Here is a 17797-nt window from a genome sequence, read left to right as displayed (position 1 = left end):
TTATTAAGCTTCGTGTGACTTGAAATCCAATTCAGAGTAATCTCCTAAGCTGATACTACGCGAAACACCAAAATATTTGGCATTATTTCCGATCATTGTATCTGTTAAATTAGCATTACTAATCGTTGAATTTTCTTGAATCAAACTATTGTCAATATTCGAGTTTTCAATAACCGTTCCATTTCCCAATGATACAAAAGGTCCAATTTTTGAGTTTTTAATCACGACATTTTCCCCAATAAAACATGGTTCAATGATTAAAGAATTTTCGATTGTTGCAGTTACTGAAACGCCTTTAAAATCTTCTTTATCCAAGTTCAACACGCGTGTGTTTGTATCAACAGTAACTGCTTTGTTACCACAATCCATCCATTCGTCAACTTTACCAAGCGTAAATTTATCTCCTGCAGCACGCATATTTTCTAATGCATCTGTCAATTGATATTCACCTCCTTTCTGAATATCATTCTCTAATAAATATTCAATCTCTTTGTATAATTTTTGTCCATCACGGAAAAAATAAATCCCGATAATTGCTAAATCAGAAACAAATTCTTTTGGTTTTTCAACAAAATCCGTGATTACATTTTGCTCATCTAATTTCACAACTCCGAAAGCAGAAGGATTTTCGACTTGTTTTACCCAAACTACGCCATCCGATTCCATATCCAATTTGAAATCTGCACGGAATAATGTATCTGCATATGCAACTACTGTTGGTCCGTCTAAAGCTTCTTTCGCCATCCAAATAGAGTGCGCTGTTCCAAGTGGTTCTAATTGGTGACAAATTGTTCCTTTTGCTCCTAATTTTTCTGCAATCGAAATTAAATCAGCTTCAACTTCATCGCCAAAATCACCAATTACAAATGCAATTTCATCAATTTTTTCTGAACATACTTTTGCGATATCTTCTACTAAGCGATGAACAATTGGTTTACCTGCAATTGGAATTAAAGGTTTTGGTGTTGTTAATGTATGAGGGCGCAAACGTGAACCACGTCCTGCCATTGGGATAATAATTTTCATTTTATTTGTAAAAATATTTTGTTAGATTGATTGTTTATAATTGATAGTTAAATTAATTCTATCTTAGATTCTTCGACAAGCTCAGAATGACAAACTTTCTCTTTTTAATTTTAATGCGATTCTGAAACGAGTCAGAATGATATTTTTATTGTTTTCCTGTACTACCGAAACCACCAGCTCCGCGTTCAGTTTCATTTAAGTTTTGAGTTTCTTCCCATTCAATAGTTTCGTGTTTTGCAATCACTAATTGTGCAATACGCTCTCCATCGTTGATTGTTACAGCTTCATTCGAAACATTTGCTAAAATAACCCCAATTTCACCACGATAATCTGCATCAATTGTACCAGGAGAATTAAGACAAGTTAAGCCATGTTTTAGCGCCATTCCACTACGAGGTCGAACTTGCGCTTCATAACCTGCAGGCAATTCGATACTCAAACCTGTTGGAATAAGTCTTCTTTCTAAAGGTTTTAACTCGATTGGAGCATCAATATTAGCTGTTAAATCCATTCCAGCAGATAAAGCTGTTTTATATTCTGGTAAAGCGTGTTTTGAGATGTTGATAACTTTTACTTTCATCTTTATTTTCTTAATTTTTTGAGTGTATTTCTTTCTGCTAAAGCAATAAATGCAATGTACACGATTAGAATTAGATTACCAATAATCAAATTAGAATCAAGCACAAAATAATTTGTCCAACCTAATGCGATTGCAATTCCCATATAAAGTAATATTTTATTGACTTTGTAAGGAATCGGATAAACTTTCTGTCCCCAAATGTACGAAATCACCATCATTACACCATAAGCAATTAAAGTCGTCCATGCAGAAACCATAAATCCATATTTTGGTAATAAGAGGATGTTTAATATAATGGTGATTGCACCTCCAATTAATGAAATTATAGTTCCGATATTTGTTCTATCTGTGACTTTATACCATGTTGAAAGGTTGTAATAAATTCCAAAAAATAAATTAGCAATTAAAATAATTGGAACAATATCCAACGCAATCCAATAAGATGATTTGATAATGAATAGTTGCTTAATCCAATCGATGTTTGCTAATATTCCGAGAATTACAATGTTACAAATAATACTAAAAAAGAAAAGGATATTGGCATACATCTGTTTTGCATCTTCTTTTTTAGCAACTTTAAAAAAGAATGGTTCAATTCCCATTCGGTAGGCTGTAACAAAAAGCGTCATCAAAGTCGCTAATTTATAACATGCTGCGTAGGAACCTGCAGCATCTTCATCAATAAATTGTCGTTGAACTAATTTATCAAAATTTTCGTTCAAAACATAACCCAAACCAGCAATCATAAGGGGATAAGCGTATATAAACATCGTTTTGAATAAAGGTTTATCAAACTTAAATTGTACTTGACGAATCACACCAAACAACAATATAAAACCAAGAATACTTGCAATTAAATTTGAGATAAATGGATATGAAATTGTATTATCAAACCCTAATCCATTCATAACATCAAAAGATACGTAGTACAATAAAACGATGGTTAAAATCGCTTGAAATACGTTCTGAAAAACTTTTATGCTGGAGTATAAAATTGGTCGATTCTTGAAACGAAGAACAGCGAACGGAATAACACAAAGGGTGTCAAAGAAAGCAATCCAACCAAACCATAAAAGGTATTCGGGATGATCGGTGTAATTGGCAAAATCTGCCAAAGGTTGTAAAAAAACATACAACAACACCATCATAACAGATGAAGTTAAAGTCATAAACCAAAAAGATGTATTCAATACTTTTTGATACAAACTTTCTTCTGTAGCATATCTGAAAAATGCTGTTTCGAAACCAAATGTCAAAATCACATTAAGAAATGAGACAGCAGCATACAGCTGACCGAAAATAGAGAAATCTCCTTCTGCAGTTTTACCAATAATAAATGGTGTCAATGCAAACATGATTAATCTCGGCAAAATTGAGCCAATACCATAAATAATGGTCTCACTAAAAAGTTTTTTGTACAAGGCCGTTAAAATTTATACAAAATTGATGTTCTTTTTGTAAAATTCAAAATACCGAAGCTACAAATTAATTAACTTTGTCTGTTCAATACATATATTATGATAGAGTTATCTAATCGTAAAGTTGGATTAATAGGGAATGGAAGCTGGGCAACTGCGATTGCAAAAATGCTGAATAAAAACCTTGAAACTTTCAACTGGTGGGTAAAAGATGAATACGTAAAAGGCCATTTGGAGCGTAATAGACACAATCCAAATTATTTGACTGATGTTGAGTTTAAATCAGAAAAACTAAAAATATCAACAGATATCAACGAAGTTGTAGCCAATTCTGATATTATTTTCATTGTTGTACCATCTATTTACGTAGCCGATTGTTTGAGTAAATTAACTGTTCCGTTAACAGATAAATTTGTGGTAACATCAATAAAAGGAATTATTCCTGATCATTATCAATTGGTCGGACAATATTTGTTTGAAAACTTCGACTTAAAAGAAGAACAATTAGGAATTGTAAGTGGTCCTTGCCACGCAGAAGAAGTAGCATTAGAGCGACTTTCTTATCTAACAATTGCAGCACAAGAAAAAGAAAAAGCACAAATTGTTGCCGATTGTTTAGCGTGTGATTTTATCAAAACAAAGCTCTCAAACGATATATACGGAACTGAATTTGGTGCTGTATTAAAAAACATTTACGCTATTGCGGCTGGTATTGCACATGGTTTGGGCTATGGCGATAATTTTCAAGCAGTTTTGATGAGTAATGCAATCCGAGAAATGAATCATATTCTAAAAACAGTAAGTCCTGTAAAACGTAAAATTAACGATTCTGCTTATTTAGGCGATTTGTTGGTTACAGGTTATTCATTCTTCTCGCGAAACCGAATGTTCGGAAATATGATTGGAAAAGGCTATACCGTAAAATCTGCTATTTTGGAAATGAATATGGTTGCTGAAGGTTATTACGCAACAAAAGGTGTGGCGATAATGAATGAACAATATCAGATAAAAGCACCAATTATCAACGCGGTTCATAAGATTTTATATGAAGGTAAAAATGCTTCGAAAACAATCGAAAAGCTGTCTAAAAAATTAGATTAAGATGATTAAACAAGATTTTATTTCAAAATATATTCAAGAATTAAACAAAACATTGGCGCGAATTATTTCTATGGAGATAGGCAATTCTGACGATGGTTTCTTGATTATTTTCAATCAAATGTTACAATCGTACTACAAAATTGATGACAACAATTTATCAACATTGTTAGAAATCAACGAAGAACGCGATCAGTTTTTGTTAGCAGATGAATTGAAAAAGAAAAATATCTTGTCTTTTATGAAAGCAATCCGAGTGTATATCAATCAAAATAATTCGGAAAAAGCTTTGGCTGCTTATCAGGTTTTAAAACGGATTGAAAGTACACATTCTGGAATTTTTCAATTTCCAACAGAAGAAGATAAATTGATTGCACAAGAACGCAAAATTGTGGAAGAAAAAATGAATGCACGCGATTCGTTTACTTTTCCTGAGAATGTTTAGGGATGAAGATTAGAATAACTTTTTTTGTTTTATTATCTTTTTTAATAGGATTTTATAGTTGTAGTTTCAAAAGTAAGAAAGAAAAATTTGCTAAGGAATTATTAGAAAAGGTTGAAAATTTTCGAAAAGTAAATAATAGAATTCCAGAGAATGTTAGAGAACTTGGATTGTCAGAAGAAATGGATAGCCCTGTTTTTTATCAAAAAGAAAACGATTCGGTCTATATTATTTGGTATGGATTGAGTATTGGAGAATCAAACGTTTACAATTCTTCAATTAAAGAATGGAAGAAAGAAGGATAAGATAATTGTCAAAATAAAAGCCACTTCGATGAAGTGGCTTTCTAATATCTCAATACTTATAGCTAAAATCTAAGTTTATCCAACTTGCACACCATTTGGCGTTTCTTCTTCTGGATTCACAAACGTTAATTTTCCGTCTGCTTTATCCGCAAATAATAACATTCCGTTCGATTCGATTCCACGAATTTTACGAGGTGCTAAATTTGCTAAAACCATTGCTTGTTTCCCAACGATTTCTTCTAACGTAAAATGTTCTGCAATACCAGAAACAATTGTACGAACATCCATTCCAGTATCTACTTTTAGTTCGAATAATTTATCCGCTTTCTCCACTTTTTTCGCTTCTAAAATAGTTCCTATACGGATATCCATTTTTTGAAAATCATCAAAAGAAATCAATTCTTTTTGAGGTTCTGTGTTTGGGTTTGTCATGTTATTTTTAACTTTACTTTCGTTTAATTTATTGATTTGTGCTTCGATGGCTTCGTCTTCAATTTTCGCAAAAATTAATTCCGATTTCCCTAATTGATGACCTGCTTGAACATATTCATCCGTCGATTCTAATTCGTTCCATGACATTTTCTCTAAGTTCATCATCGCTAACATTTTTTCCGATGCAAATGGAATAAAAGGTTCACCTAACTGAGCTAATGCAGCAGAAATTTGCGTTGCAGCATACATAATACCTTTTACAGTTTCTGCATCATCTCCTTTTTTCCAAGGTTCTTGTGCTTGTAAAAATTGATTTCCAAGACGAGCTAAATTCATATATTCTGTTAGCGCTGCGCGAAATTCATATTTTTCTAAATGATCTCCGATACGTTTTGCAAAATATTTGATTTCTGTTAATTCTTCAAATTCGATTGTTTTTGAAGGAACAATTCCCTCGTAATATTTGTGCGATAAAACCATTACACGGTTGATAAAGTTTCCTAAAATTCCAACTAATTCAGAATTATTTTTTGTTTGAAAATCTTTCCAAGTAAAGTTATTATCCTTGTTTTCTGGCATATTCGCCGTCAGCACATAACGCAATGTATCTTGTTGACCAGGGAAATCTTCTAAATATTCGTGCGCCCAAACAGCCCAATTACGAGATGTTGAAATTTTGTCATCTTCTAAATTTAAAAATTCGTTTGCAGGGACATTGTCTGGCATAATGTAATCACCATGCGCTTTCATCATAGTTGGGAAAATAATACAGTGGAAAACAATATTATCTTTTCCGATGAAATGAACTAATTTCGTTTCTTCATTTTGCCAATAATCTTTCCAATTCTTACCGTTTTGCTCCGCCCATTCTTGCGTAAAAGAAATATAACCAATTGGCGCATCAAACCAAACATACATTACTTTTCCTTCTGCACCTTCTACAGGAACTGGAACTCCCCAATTCAAATCACGCGTCATAGCACGAGGTTTTAAACCATCATCTAACCATGATTTAACTTGACCATAAACACTCGATTTCCAATCATTTTTGTGACCTTCTAAAATCCATTTTGATAAGAAATCTTGGTATTGATCTAATGGTAGATACCAGTTTTTTGTTTCTTTTTTGATGGGTGTATTTCCCGATAATGCAGAACGTGGATTAATTAACTCTTCTGGACTTAATGTTGAACCACATTTCTCGCATTGATCACCATAGGCATCAGGATTTTGACATTTTGGACATTCTCCTCGAATGTATCGATCTGCTAAAAATTCGTGTGCTTCTTCGTCGTAAAATTGCTCTGTAATTTCTTCCGTAAACTTATTGTTATTGTACAATGTTTTGAAAAAATCTTGCGAAACTTCTCTGTGTTTAGCTGAAGTTGTACGAGAATAAATATCGAATGTTACACCAAAATTTTCTAATGTACTTTTGATGTTTTCGTGGTATCGATCAACAATATCTTGTGGCGTAACACCTTCTTTTTTGGCACGAATTGTAATTGGAATACCGTGTTCATCAGATCCTCCAATAAATGCTACATCTTTTCCTTTACGTCTTAAAAAGCGTGCATAAATATCAGAAGGAACATACACACCTGCCATATGACCTATGTGCAATGGACCATTAGCGTATGGTAACGCTGCTGTAATTGTATATCTTTTTGGATGACTCATCTGCTTATAATCTATAAGCTACAAAGATACGATTTGTTGTTTGTTTTGTTAAAACCTTTTTCTAAATTTATAAGGTAAAACAATTTTATGGAAGAGCAAGTTGACACAACGCCAGAAGATGTAGTCGCAGATACGATTACCACTATATTTACCTATGCCAATTATTTTTTAGTTGCCGCTCTTGTTGTGTTATTAACTTATATGACGATTAGAGATTTTATGAAGAAACAACGCGAAAAAAAATTAGCGCAAGAACGTGATGCTTACAACAATCAGTTTGATAATGAAAACGAAAATAAAGATGAATAAAAATCAAAATAGCCTCTCAAATTGAGTGGCTATTTTTGTAATATGAATTGTTATTCTATTTCTTCTTCAGGAATTTCGTAGTTCTCTCCTACGCTTTCGCTTCCACTTCCTTCAATTATAGGTCCTGGGTCATAACTTTGATCATACTGATGGAATCCATAGGTATTTGAACAATCCCAATGTTTTTCGATATCCTTTGGTTTATCAAATTTATCTCCAGCAGTAACACCAAACTTCCCTCCTTGTTTGTACACTCCTTGCATATAGTACGCCCAAATAGGTAAAGCTGTATTCGCTCCTTGCCCTATTGCTGTACTTGCGAAATGTGCAAATCGATCTTCTGCTCCGACCCAAACTCCAGTTACTAAATTAGGCGTTAATCCCATAAACCAACCATCCGAGTTTTCGTTTGTTGTTCCTGTTTTACCAGCAATCTCAGCAGTTAATCCATAACGGTTTCTCAAACGAGCACCTGAACCTCTGTCTACAACACCTTTCATCAAATCAATCATCGTGTAAGCTACATTTTCATTGACTACTTCTCTGGTTTGAGGCGTATAATCTTTGATTACTTTTCCTTGTTTATCTTCTATTCTTAAGATTAATTGTGGTTTAATATAAATTCCACCATTTGCAAAAGCACTCATCGCACCAACCATTTCGTATAAAGACAAGTCGGCAGAACCTAATGCAATAGTAGGATCATTAACGATTGGCGATTCAACTCCTAAATCTCGTGTCATTTGAATCACAGGTTCTGTACCTGTTTGCATAATCAAACGAGCTGCAACAATATTTGTAGAATAAGCCAATGCCGTTCTCAAATCTTGAGAACCTCCATAGCGACCGTTTGCATTACGAGGAGACCAATTCCCTGGGATTCTTTCGTTCGAAACGGTATGACAAGGCGTTAATCCCAATTGATTAATCGCTGTTGCATAAACAAATGGTTTGAACGTAGAACCTACTTGACGACGCGCTTGTTTTACGTGGTCAAATTTGAAATAATCCCAATCTATACCACCAACCCAAGCTTTGATTGTTCCGTCTTTTGGATCCATCGACATCAAACCTGCTTGTAAAATATGTTTATGATATTCGATAGAATCCATTAAAGTTTTTCCTTTTTTATATTGAATTCCGTTCCATGTAAAGAACTTAACAGAATCTCGGGGCGTTGTGAAAACGGTTTCTATTTCTGCTTCCGACTTCCCTTCTGCTTTCATTTTCTTATACAAATCTGTACGTTGCATAGATTGCTTGAAAATTCTTAATCGTTTATCTGCAGAAATATTATAAAATGGTGCTAAACTTCGTCCTCTTTGTTCTCCAAAAAATTGATCTTGCAAAACTTTCAAATGTTTTTTAACAGCAGCTTCAGCTAAAGCTTGCATTCTCGAATCTAATGTGACATAAATTTTAAGACCATCTTTTTCAAGGTTATATGATTTCCCTGTTTCTTTCTCATATTCAACCATCCATTCTTTAATCTCTTTTCTTAAAGCTGATTTGAAATAAGCTGAATGCGATTCATCTTGTTTCATAATATCTTGCTTATCTGTAACTAAAGGAGCTGATTTTGCAGCTTCACCTTCAGCTTGAGAAATTTTATTGTATTTCATCATTTGATCCAATACAAGATTTCTCTTTTCTTTCGAAACTTCTGGATATTTTACAGGATTATAAGCAACTGGATTTTGAAACATCGAAACTAAAGTTGCGGCTTCGTCTAAGTTTAATTCTTTTGTTGTTTTATTAAAATATACCTTAGAAGCAGATTCAATTCCTTTTGCACCATAAATAAAATCGAATTTATTAAAGTACATGGCAATAATTTCTTCTTTCGTATATAACTTCTCTAATTGTACAGAAGTCACCCATTCTTTTAACTTTTGTATAACACGTTTTACTTTGTTAGAAGAAGGATCTTTTGTGTACAATTGCTTTGCCAACTGTTGTGTAATCGTAGATCCACCACCCGAATCACCACCCGATGTGATTGCACGCGCAGCGGCTTTAACGTCTACGCCAGAGTGATCAAAGAAACGAATATCCTCTTTTGCTAATAAAGCATCTACCAAATGTGGTGGTAAGTCTTTGTAATCAATCGGAGTTCTTCGTTCTGCTTCGAAACGATCTAATAAAACGCCATCAGATGAAATAATTTCTGACGAAACATAAATATCAGGATTTTCTAAATCACGAACATTTGGAATTTCACCTAACCATCCGTTAGAGGTTGCCCAAAATATGCCGAAAACTCCTATTATTGCGCCAAAAAATAGTACCCAAATGGTTACAATTATTTTTTTAGCAAATGAAAAGCTATTGAACTTCTTTTTTGCTTTAGAAGTTTTGCTTGTTTTAGAATTTTTATTGTTTTCCATTCTGTTTTATTCAGCTTTATCAACAATCAAACTAATGTCTTCGATTCCTTTCAAATTCTTTGTTCGCATACCTTGCCAAACTTTTAGTTGATAGCGACCAGAGTCTTTTATTGGTAAATTTTCGCGGTAAACCAACATCATTTCTTTTGTTGTCATTCCTTTTCCAATCCAACTACCATCAGGATTTGCAATGTAATACTGCAAAGTATCAATCATTTCGTTGCCTTTTGGATCGATGAATTTCGTGAACAAATATAAGTTACTATATTCATACGACGTATTATTTCTTAAGACAAATCCAATGTTAACAGCTGATGGTTTTGGATCATTCACCTCAAATGTAAATATTTGAGGTTGATCACTTTTCCATTCATCTTTCACATTTTTTGTGTCTTGATAATAATGTTTTGCTTCGCAGCTAAACAACAAAAAGACTAAAATAAAAAGCAAACTACTGTTGCGTATCATCTGGTTTTGGTCCACGATTAAATCTTTTTTTATTTCGATTTTTCGATTTATTTGGATTAGGTTGAGAATTATTTGTTGAATTCTCCTCCTTCGTTTTCGGATTTTGCTCAGTATTTTGGTTATTTTGCTGAGGCTGTTTTTTAGGTTGTTGAGTTAACTGATTAGCCTGATTGTTTTCTTGGCTATTATTGCTCGGATTATTCGGTTTTCGCTTTTGTTGATTGCGATTTCGATTATTTCCTTGCGGTTTTTGTTGATCAGTATTAGGTTGAGCTTGTTGCTCATTCGCCTGAGTTGGCTTACGCTTCTCTTTTGGCTGATTTGATTGCTGATTCGGATTAGGGTTCGAATTTTTATTCGGTCTTGTTTGATTATTCTTTTTCGACTGATTTGGATTCTTACCTTGTTTATTTTCAGGACGATTCGTTTTATCTTTTGCTTCATTAGGCTGTTTTTGTTTTGCCTTCTGAGATTTTAGATTATTCGCATTAGCAGCAACTTTTTCGTTTCCAGAATGTTGATTGTTCTTATTAATTCGTTTACGTTTTTTGTTCTGTTTTTCTTTGCGTTCAAAACGTTCTAATGAATCTTCTCCAATAACATCAGAAAAATCTGGTTTTGATTCTTCTACATTTTTCGCTAAGTCTTCTAAAGGCTCGGTTTTTTTACCTTTAGCTGTCATCGCTAAAAATTCTTGAATATCATCTACAGAAAATTTATACCAAATAATTCCACCTTTGTCATAAGCAAACCACATTTCTTTCTTGAAAACATCTACTTTCACACAATGTGCCCAACCTTTTTCAGTTTCGAATCGACTTTCCATTGATGGAAAATGATTCAATGCATCTAAATATGAATCTAATTCAAAATTTAAACAACATTTTAGTTTCCCACACTGTCCAGCTAATTTCTGAGAATTGATTGATAATTGTTGATAACGTGCTGCAGCTGTACTAACAGAACGGAAATCTGTTAACCAAGTCGAACAACATAACTCGCGTCCACAAGAACCGATTCCTCCTACTTTTGCAGCTTCTTGACGGTAACCAATTTGTTTCATCTCTATTCTTACGCCAAATTTACCAGCGTAATCTTTGATTAATTGACGAAAATCGACACGTCCTTCTGCTGTATAATAAAATGTCACTTTCGCTCCATCTCCTTGGTACTCAACATCACAAATTTTCATTTCCAAATTAAGGTTTTTAGCCATAATTCGAGAATCTACCATTGTTTGTTTTTCTCTATCACGAAACTCTATCCAAGTTTCGATATCTTTTTGGTTCGCTTTACGATAAACCTTTTTGACATCTTCCGCAGTCCACGAAAGATTCTTCTTTTTCATTTGGATTCTAACAAGCTCACCCGTAAGTGTAACAACCCCGATATCATGACCAGGTGTTCCTTCAACAGCGATTACATCGCCAATATTTAGAGATATGTTGTTTTCGTTTTTATAATAAAACTTTCGATCGTTTTTGAAACGAACTTCCACAAAGTTGAACTTTTCTTGTCCATTAGGAAGTTGCATATTCGATAACCAATCAAAAACTGATAATTTTCCACAACCATCAGTGCCACAAGCACCATTATTGTTACATCCTTTCGGAAGGCCATTAGAAGTTCCACAAGATCCACATCCCATGCTTCTATTTTTTTAATGACAACACAAAGGTATGAAAATATTTTTCTGAATTTGTGAAATCATTTCGGTTAAGTTTTCGAATTTAAATCGAATCAAAAACTTCTGAAAATGAATAAGCTTGATCTAACCTAATACCTTTCTCGGTTAATTTTAAGGTTGCCAATTCATTGACATGATCGTGTTCAAAAAACAAAATATAATCATTTTCAACTGCTTTTTTCAAAAAAGCATCTTTTTCTTCTAATGTTATTAAAGGTCTTGTATCATACCCAATCACATAAATTAACGGAATATGCCCTACAGTTGGGATTAAATCTGCGATATACACTATTTTTTTTCCTTTATAAGTGATGATAGGCAACATTTGTTTTTCGGTATGACCATCTACGAATAGAATATCAAAACCAAGCGGAGAATTTTCTAATATTGAACCATTTTGTGGTAAATCAATAAAATTTAATTGTCCACTTTCTTGTAATGGTACTATATTCTCTTTTAAGAAAGACGCTTTTTCTCTCGGATTTGGATGTACTGCCCAATTCCAATGATTGGCATTCGACCAAAATTTTGCATTTTTGAAAGAAGCTTCCAGATAATCTTTCTCTTTGTTGTACTGAATTGCACCTCCACAATGATCAAAATGTAAATGTGTTAAAAAAACATCCGTAACATCGTCACGATGAAAACCGTGTTTCGCTAAAGAATTATCCAATGAAAAATCGCCCCATAAATAATAAAACCCAAAGAATTTTGCATCTTGTTTATTTCCTATTCCGGTATCGATTAAGATTAATCGTTCGCCATCTTCTATCAACAAACAGCGCATGGCAAGATCTATCAAATTGCGGTCATCAGCAGGATTTGTTTTATTCCAAATAGATTTCGGAACGATTCCAAACATGGCACCTCCGTCTAATTTAAAATTTCCTGTTTCTATCGTATATAATTTCATAATTTGTGGTTTCTAAAATTGTTTCAATGATTTAACGAAGATAAAAAAATAGAATATTATTGAAATAAATATCCAATATAGTTTTGAACAGCTTAAATTTGCAAAAATTTTGATTACAATGGCAAAAGAAGTTCGTGTAAGATTTGCGCCAAGTCCAACAGGTGCTTTACACATCGGAGGAGTCCGTACAGCGTTATACAATTATCTTTTCGCAAAACATAATAATGGGAAATTCTTATTAAGAATTGAGGACACAGACCAAACACGTTATGTAGAAGGTGCTGAGCAATATATTATTGATTCGCTGAAATGGTTAGGTCTAACACCAGATGAGGGCGTTGGTTTTGGAGGAGATTTAGGACCTTATCGTCAATCAGAACGCAAAGAAATCTACAAAAAATATGTAGACGAATTGTTAACGAATGGAAAAGCGTATTATGCATTTGATACAGCTGAAGAATTAGATGCAGCTCGTGCAAAAGCAGAAGAAAATAAAGAAACTTTTATCTATAATTGGTCAACAAGAGGAAACTTAAAAAACTCGTTGTCGTTGACAGAAGCTGAGACAACAGAATTAATTGAAAATGAAACACCTTATGTTGTTCGTTTCAAAATTGATGATTCGCGTACAGTTCTATTGGATGATATGATTCGTGGAAAAATCTCGATTGATGCCTCTACATTAGACGATAAAGTATTGTTCAAATCAGACGGAATGCCAACCTATCATTTAGCAAATATTGTAGATGACCATTTGATGGGAATTACACATGTGATTCGTGGTGAAGAGTGGTTACCATCTATGGCGTTGCACGAATTATTATATGATGGTTTTGGTTGGGAAGCACCTCGCTTTGCTCATTTACCATTAATCTTAAAACCAGAAGGAAAAGGAAAATTGAGTAAACGTGATGGAGACAAACACGGATTCCCTGTATTTCCAATGGAATGGAAAACTGAAGAGGGAATTGCAAAAGGATATAAACAAGAAGGCTATTTTCCAGATGCGGTATTGAATATGTTAGCCTTATTAGGTTGGAATTCTGGAACAGATCAAGAGATTTTTACGATGGATGAATTAATTCAATTGTTTTCATTAGAAAAAGTTTCGAAATCAGGCGCTCGTTTTTCTCCAGAAAAAGCAACTTGGTTCAATCATCAATATTTACAACTAAAATCTGTTGAAGAATTATTACCATCTTTTGAGGAAGTTTTGAAAGAAAATGGAATTGAAGCAGACGCTTCTCTGGATGCAAAAGTTGTAGAATTATTAAAAGAAAGAGCAAATTTTGTAAAAGATATTTTCGATCAAGGACAATTCTTTTATATAGCTCCTACATCATACGAAGAAAAAGCGTCTAAAAAAGCGTGGAAAGAAGATTCGAAAGAGATTTTGAATAAATTTATTGAAGTTTTAAATTCGTCTGAATTTGATGCTGAAACACTACACGATGCGATGGCTAATTTTGTTACAACTCAAGAAATTGGGTTTGGTAAAATTGGAATGCCTTTACGTCTTAGTTTAGTTGGTGCGTTACAAGGACCTGATGTTCCTGTAATTATGTCAATTTTAGGAAAAGATGAAACTATTGCACGTATCAACAAGGCAATTGAAGTTTTAGGATAATATTATTTCTATCATAAATACAAAAGCCATTTGCATTGCAAATGGCTTTTTCTATTATAAATTGGTTTTGACATCTTCTAACCGACCAAGTTCATCTTGCGTAAAAAGCGTATAATTAACTTTGAATGTTTTTCCAAGCGGAACTTCTAACGAAAATCCTCCTGCTCCAATTGCTTCAATTACATCTAATTCGAAATGAGCATATTTCCAATATTCAAATAAATCTTTATCCACCCAAAATTCGACATTGTCAATCTCTCCAATACAAACATCTTTATAACGAAGATAATATTCGCCTTTTCTAAAACATTGCGGCTGTGTTCCTTCACAACAACCACCAGCTTGATAAAGCATCAAATCACCATACTTTTCTTTCAATTCTTGAAGAAGATTTTTCGCTTTTTCTGTTGCATCCACTCTTTTCATATTGTTTTTTTTAGATGATTTGATCATGTTCTATTAAAAGAATCCTAATTTCTTTTTACTATAAGAAACTAACATATTTTTTGTTTGACGATAATGATCTAACATCATTTTATGATTTTCGCGACCAATACCCGACAATTTATATCCACCAAATGGAGCACCTGCAGGATAGCTATGGTATTGATTTACCCAAACACGACCTGCCTGAATTGCTCTTGGAACTTGGTACAACTGATGTGCATCTCTTGTCCAAACTCCGGCACCTAATCCATAAATCGTATCATTGGCAATTGCAATCGCTTCAGCCTCATCCTTAAAAGTAGTTACAGCTAAAACAGGTCCAAAAATTTCTTCTTGGAAAACACGCATTTTATTATGACCTTTTAACAAAGTTGGTTTGATATAGTATCCGTTTTCGATATCTCCTTGTAAATGATTCGCATCTCCACCTGTTAATACTTCTGCACCTTCTTCTTTACCAAGTTTAATATAACCTAAAATTTTATCATATTGAATTTGTGACGCTTGAGCACCAATCATTGTTTCTGGATCAAGTGGGTTTCCTGCTTTAATGGCGTTTACACGTTCTACAACTCGAGCAATAAATTTCTCGTAAATAGATTCTTGAATTAATAAACGAGAAGGGCATGTACAAATTTCACCTTGGTTCAAAGCAAACAATACAGCTCCCTCAATCGCTTTATCCAGAAAATCATCATCATGATCCATTACCGACTCAAAGAACACATTAGGCGATTTGCCTCCTAATTCTAATGTAACTGGAATAATATTTTCTGTTGCATACTGCATTACAAAACGACCTGTTGCAGTAGAACCCGTAAAAGCAGCTTTAGATATTTTCGGATTTGTAACCAATGCACGACCTAACTCACTTCCAAAACCATTCACAATATTCAAAACACCTGGAGGCAATAAATCGCCAATGATTTCAATTAAGAATAATATTGAAATAGGTGTTGATTCGGCTGGTTTTAATACGATACAATTCCCCGCAGCTAAAGCTGGAGCTAATTTCCAAACAGCCATTAAGATTGGAAAATTCCAAGGAATAATTTGCGCCACTACACCAATTGGTTCATGAACAATAATCGAAACTGTATCTTTATCAAGTTCATTTAAAGAACCTTCTTCAGCACGAATTACAGAAGCAAAATATCTGAAATGATCAATTGCTAAAGGAATATCTGCATTTAATGTTTCGCGAACAGGTTTTCCATTATCATATGTTTCTACAGCAGCAATATCTTGTAAATGTTGCTCCATTCGATCAGCTATTTTATTTAAGATTAAACTCCTTTCTGTTGCAGAAGTTTGACTCCAAGATTTAAAAGCTTCGTGTGCTGCATCAACAGCTAAACTTATATCATCTTCAGATGAATGTGCAGCTTGTGTGAAAACTTTTCCTGTTAATGGTGTCACAACATCAAAATATTTTCCTGATTTTGGTGCCGTAAATTTTCCATTAATATAATTGTCATAGTGCGCTTTGAAAGCTGGTAGATTTACTAAATTTGACATATTTTTGTGTTTTTAAATTTTTTACTTGTTCTAATTTAAAAATTTATATTGAATAAGTATGTTTAGAAAAAGTTAATTCTATTTGGTATAAAATTTGTACATTTGGCATCCGTCAATTATTGAATTGACCATTTACTAAAAAGGGGCTGACTGGTTTTGACAGCAGGGCCAATGGGTAAGTAAGCATGTAGTGATAGGTTGTGTACTCACTTTAATCAGGCACTTCAACTTTTTAACTGGCAACGAAGAGTACGCTTTAGCTGCATAATTCTGAATTTTAGTAAGAATTCGCCACGTCTATACAAGGTATAGAAGCTGAATGTTCCTCAAAAGCCTTGACTTACGGCGTTTGATAAAGGAACACGGGAAAGTAAGAATAGAAACCTTAGTGCATCGGATAGGTTTCGAGATTTTAGATGATAAGCGAATGACAGAGTGTTTGTTCTCAGGATTTCGTCGAAAATTAAGAATAGACTAAACATGTAGAAAGCTTATTTGTTGCTTGTTTGGACGCGGGTTCGAATCCCGCCAGCTCCACTTTTTTAACAGCAATTAGCGGTTAAAAGCCTTATTTCAGTAGAAATAGGGCTTTTTTTATGTCCATAATATACCGTTTGCGGACATATATAGACATATTTGGAGAGACCTTATCGAGACCTAAAAAAACTTTCATAAATAAGGTCTCGCTAAAATTGAAATTCCTTTTATACATCAGGTCTACAGACGAATTCTTTAACATTATTTTTGGGCATGTGGAGAGCCTTTTTTATAACCTAACCACGAACATGTCCATTTATCGAACATCTTGATTCTTAATCAATAACTAATTAATTTTTTTCTAACCATTAAAAATTGATCAAATGAAACAAGATTTAAAGCTTCACATCTATACAAGAAGCACGAAAGCTAATAAACTAGGCTTAATTCCATTGTATGTAAGAATTACAATCAATGGGAATCGATGGGAATTTAGTTCCAAAAAATATATAGATCCTAAGACTTGGGATGCAAAAAATGCCAAAATCAAAGGAAGTTCGCAAGAAGCCAGTTCAATTAATGGTTACCTTGATGTATTAAAAATGAAGATTGTTAACCTCGAAATCGAATACAGTTTAAGAGATGAACATCTCACATTGGAGGATATTAAAAATTTCTTAACCAATAAGAAAAAGGAAGTAGTCCGAATGCTTATTCCAATATTCGAACACCATAACAAGCAAATTAAGAAACTCGAAAACAAAGAATTTGCTCCAGGAACTATTGTTCGGTATGATACTACATTAAAACATCTAAAGGATTTCTTATTACATAAGTATAACGTGGAAGATATCAGACTCGATAAAGTTGATCATGCATGTACGTTGTCAAAATGATTTGGACACCTCTTTCTAAAAATTAAGAGAGTGTTTGGTTTATAAATTTATTATTTTTTCTTGAAAATACAACTGCCTTCTTTTTGC

Annotated in this window: 16 protein-coding genes and 1 other RNA gene; 7 read left to right on the top strand and 10 right to left on the bottom strand. The window is 33.5% G+C overall.

Translation table 11 applies throughout. The features are described from left to right. Positions 1-3: 3 nt before the first annotated feature. The 3 genes from IF125_RS02085 to IF125_RS02075 all read right to left on the bottom strand — a co-directional run bounded on the left by IF125_RS02085 (position 4) and on the right by IF125_RS02075 (position 3027). On the bottom strand, positions 4-1026 hold the full coding sequence (locus tag IF125_RS02085; protein ID WP_225541348.1) for a sugar phosphate nucleotidyltransferase: 1023 nt from the start codon (positions 1024-1026) through the stop codon (positions 4-6). Positions 1027-1171: 145 nt separating this feature from the next. Further along, entirely contained in the window at positions 1172-1606 is a 435-nt protein-coding gene (gene dut, locus IF125_RS02080) for a dUTP diphosphatase (protein WP_171623570.1), read from the bottom strand. A gap of 2 nt (positions 1607-1608) precedes the next feature. Further along, positions 1609-3027, bottom strand: coding sequence for a lipopolysaccharide biosynthesis protein (locus IF125_RS02075; RefSeq protein WP_225541347.1), 1419 nt, complete (start codon positions 3025-3027; stop codon positions 1609-1611). A 96-nt stretch (positions 3028-3123) separates the two neighbouring features. Between IF125_RS02075 and IF125_RS02070 the strand changes: the two genes are divergently transcribed. The 3 genes from IF125_RS02070 to IF125_RS02060 are packed head-to-tail and all read left to right on the top strand — an operon-like array spanning position 3124 to position 4869. Continuing rightward, positions 3124-4125: an NAD(P)H-dependent glycerol-3-phosphate dehydrogenase gene (locus IF125_RS02070; RefSeq protein WP_171623572.1), complete on the top strand. Its 1002-nt coding sequence runs from the start codon at positions 3124-3126 to the stop codon at positions 4123-4125. A 1-nt stretch (position 4126) separates the two neighbouring features. After that, positions 4127-4567 (top strand): hypothetical protein, encoded by a 441-nt coding sequence (locus IF125_RS02065; protein WP_171623573.1) that lies wholly within the window; start codon positions 4127-4129, stop codon positions 4565-4567. Between the two features lie 2 nt (positions 4568-4569). After that, the gene (locus IF125_RS02060; RefSeq protein WP_225541346.1) at positions 4570-4869 is read left to right on the top strand and encodes a hypothetical protein; all 300 of its coding nucleotides are present in this window, start codon (positions 4570-4572) and stop codon (positions 4867-4869) included. Between the two features lie 75 nt (positions 4870-4944). On the opposite strand, the gene metG is transcribed toward IF125_RS02060, so the two are convergent. Further along, entirely contained in the window at positions 4945-6981 is a 2037-nt protein-coding gene (gene metG, locus IF125_RS02055) for a methionine--tRNA ligase (RefSeq protein WP_225541345.1), read from the bottom strand. 87 nt (positions 6982-7068) lie between these two features. Here metG and IF125_RS02050 point away from each other — a divergent pair, with 87 nt between their 5' ends. Continuing rightward, positions 7069-7290 (top strand): hypothetical protein, encoded by a 222-nt coding sequence (locus IF125_RS02050; RefSeq protein WP_171623576.1) that lies wholly within the window; start codon positions 7069-7071, stop codon positions 7288-7290. A gap of 50 nt (positions 7291-7340) precedes the next feature. Here IF125_RS02050 and IF125_RS02045 read toward each other — a convergent pair whose 3' ends face one another. The 4 genes from IF125_RS02045 to IF125_RS02030 form a co-directional block, all read right to left on the bottom strand. Continuing rightward, complete coding sequence (locus IF125_RS02045) at positions 7341-9677, bottom strand: transglycosylase domain-containing protein (RefSeq protein ID WP_225541344.1); 2337 nt, start codon at positions 9675-9677, stop codon at positions 7341-7343. 6 nt (positions 9678-9683) lie between these two features. Then, entirely contained in the window at positions 9684-10145 is a 462-nt protein-coding gene (locus tag IF125_RS02040) for a gliding motility lipoprotein GldH (RefSeq protein ID WP_225541343.1), read from the bottom strand. Next, a complete protein-coding gene (ricT, locus tag IF125_RS02035; RefSeq protein WP_225541342.1) occupies positions 10129-11793 on the bottom strand; it encodes a regulatory iron-sulfur-containing complex subunit RicT in 1665 nt (554 codons plus the stop codon). Before ricT ends, IF125_RS02040 begins: the two co-directional genes overlap by 17 nt. Before the next feature lie 82 nt (positions 11794-11875). Beyond that, positions 11876-12745 (bottom strand): MBL fold metallo-hydrolase, encoded by an 870-nt coding sequence (locus IF125_RS02030; protein WP_225541341.1) that lies wholly within the window; start codon positions 12743-12745, stop codon positions 11876-11878. A 118-nt stretch (positions 12746-12863) separates the two neighbouring features. On the opposite strand from IF125_RS02030, the gene gltX reads away from it, so the two are divergent. Then, positions 12864-14372, top strand: a complete 1509-nt coding sequence (gene gltX / locus IF125_RS02025) for a glutamate--tRNA ligase (protein ID WP_225541340.1) — start codon at positions 12864-12866, stop codon at positions 14370-14372. A gap of 54 nt (positions 14373-14426) precedes the next feature. Here the strand turns inward: gltX and IF125_RS02020 are convergent, their stop codons facing one another. Further along, the gene (locus tag IF125_RS02020) at positions 14427-14798 is read right to left on the bottom strand and encodes a DUF779 domain-containing protein (protein WP_225541339.1); all 372 of its coding nucleotides are present in this window, start codon (positions 14796-14798) and stop codon (positions 14427-14429) included. Positions 14799-14831: 33 nt separating this feature from the next. After that, complete coding sequence (locus IF125_RS02015) at positions 14832-16337, bottom strand: aldehyde dehydrogenase family protein (protein ID WP_225541338.1); 1506 nt, start codon at positions 16335-16337, stop codon at positions 14832-14834. 142 nt (positions 16338-16479) lie between these two features. On the opposite strand from IF125_RS02015, the gene ssrA reads away from it, so the two are divergent. After that, positions 16480-16877: a transfer-messenger RNA gene (gene ssrA / locus IF125_RS02010) on the top strand. A gap of 320 nt (positions 16878-17197) precedes the next feature. After that, entirely contained in the window at positions 17198-17710 is a 513-nt protein-coding gene (locus IF125_RS02005) for an Arm DNA-binding domain-containing protein (RefSeq protein WP_225541337.1), read from the top strand. Positions 17711-17797 lie beyond the last annotated feature (87 nt).

Origin of the sequence: Empedobacter stercoris, assembly GCF_020281205.1 — a bacterium.
Classification (GTDB): domain Bacteria; phylum Bacteroidota; class Bacteroidia; order Flavobacteriales; family Weeksellaceae; genus Empedobacter; species Empedobacter stercoris.
The sequence above is the reverse complement of the archived record's forward strand: the minus strand, read 5'-3'. Positions and strand labels throughout refer to the sequence as shown.

Excerpts from the sequence above, each read along its gene's own strand:
- IF125_RS02085 (WP_225541348.1), bottom strand. The coding sequence starts at position 1,026 with ATGAAAATTATTATCCCAATGGCAGGACGTGGTTCACGTTTGCGCCCT.
- dut (WP_171623570.1), bottom strand. The coding sequence starts at position 1,606 with ATGAAAGTAAAAGTTATCAACATCTCAAAACACGCTTTACCAGAATAT.
- IF125_RS02070 (WP_171623572.1), top strand. The coding sequence starts at position 3,124 with ATGATAGAGTTATCTAATCGTAAAGTTGGATTAATAGGGAATGGAAGC.
- IF125_RS02065 (WP_171623573.1), top strand. The coding sequence starts at position 4,127 with ATGATTAAACAAGATTTTATTTCAAAATATATTCAAGAATTAAACAAA.
- IF125_RS02060 (WP_225541346.1), top strand. The coding sequence starts at position 4,570 with ATGAAGATTAGAATAACTTTTTTTGTTTTATTATCTTTTTTAATAGGA.
- metG (WP_225541345.1), bottom strand. The coding sequence starts at position 6,981 with ATGAGTCATCCAAAAAGATATACAATTACAGCAGCGTTACCATACGCT.
- IF125_RS02050 (WP_171623576.1), top strand. The coding sequence starts at position 7,069 with ATGGAAGAGCAAGTTGACACAACGCCAGAAGATGTAGTCGCAGATACG.
- IF125_RS02045 (WP_225541344.1), bottom strand. The coding sequence starts at position 9,677 with ATGGAAAACAATAAAAATTCTAAAACAAGCAAAACTTCTAAAGCAAAA.
- IF125_RS02040 (WP_225541343.1), bottom strand. The coding sequence starts at position 10,145 with ATGATACGCAACAGTAGTTTGCTTTTTATTTTAGTCTTTTTGTTGTTT.
- ricT (WP_225541342.1), bottom strand. The coding sequence starts at position 11,793 with ATGGGATGTGGATCTTGTGGAACTTCTAATGGCCTTCCGAAAGGATGT.
- IF125_RS02030 (WP_225541341.1), bottom strand. The coding sequence starts at position 12,745 with ATGAAATTATATACGATAGAAACAGGAAATTTTAAATTAGACGGAGGT.
- gltX (WP_225541340.1), top strand. The coding sequence starts at position 12,864 with ATGGCAAAAGAAGTTCGTGTAAGATTTGCGCCAAGTCCAACAGGTGCT.
- IF125_RS02020 (WP_225541339.1), bottom strand. The coding sequence starts at position 14,798 with ATGAAAAGAGTGGATGCAACAGAAAAAGCGAAAAATCTTCTTCAAGAA.
- IF125_RS02015 (WP_225541338.1), bottom strand. The coding sequence starts at position 16,337 with ATGTCAAATTTAGTAAATCTACCAGCTTTCAAAGCGCACTATGACAAT.
- IF125_RS02005 (WP_225541337.1), top strand. The coding sequence starts at position 17,198 with ATGAAACAAGATTTAAAGCTTCACATCTATACAAGAAGCACGAAAGCT.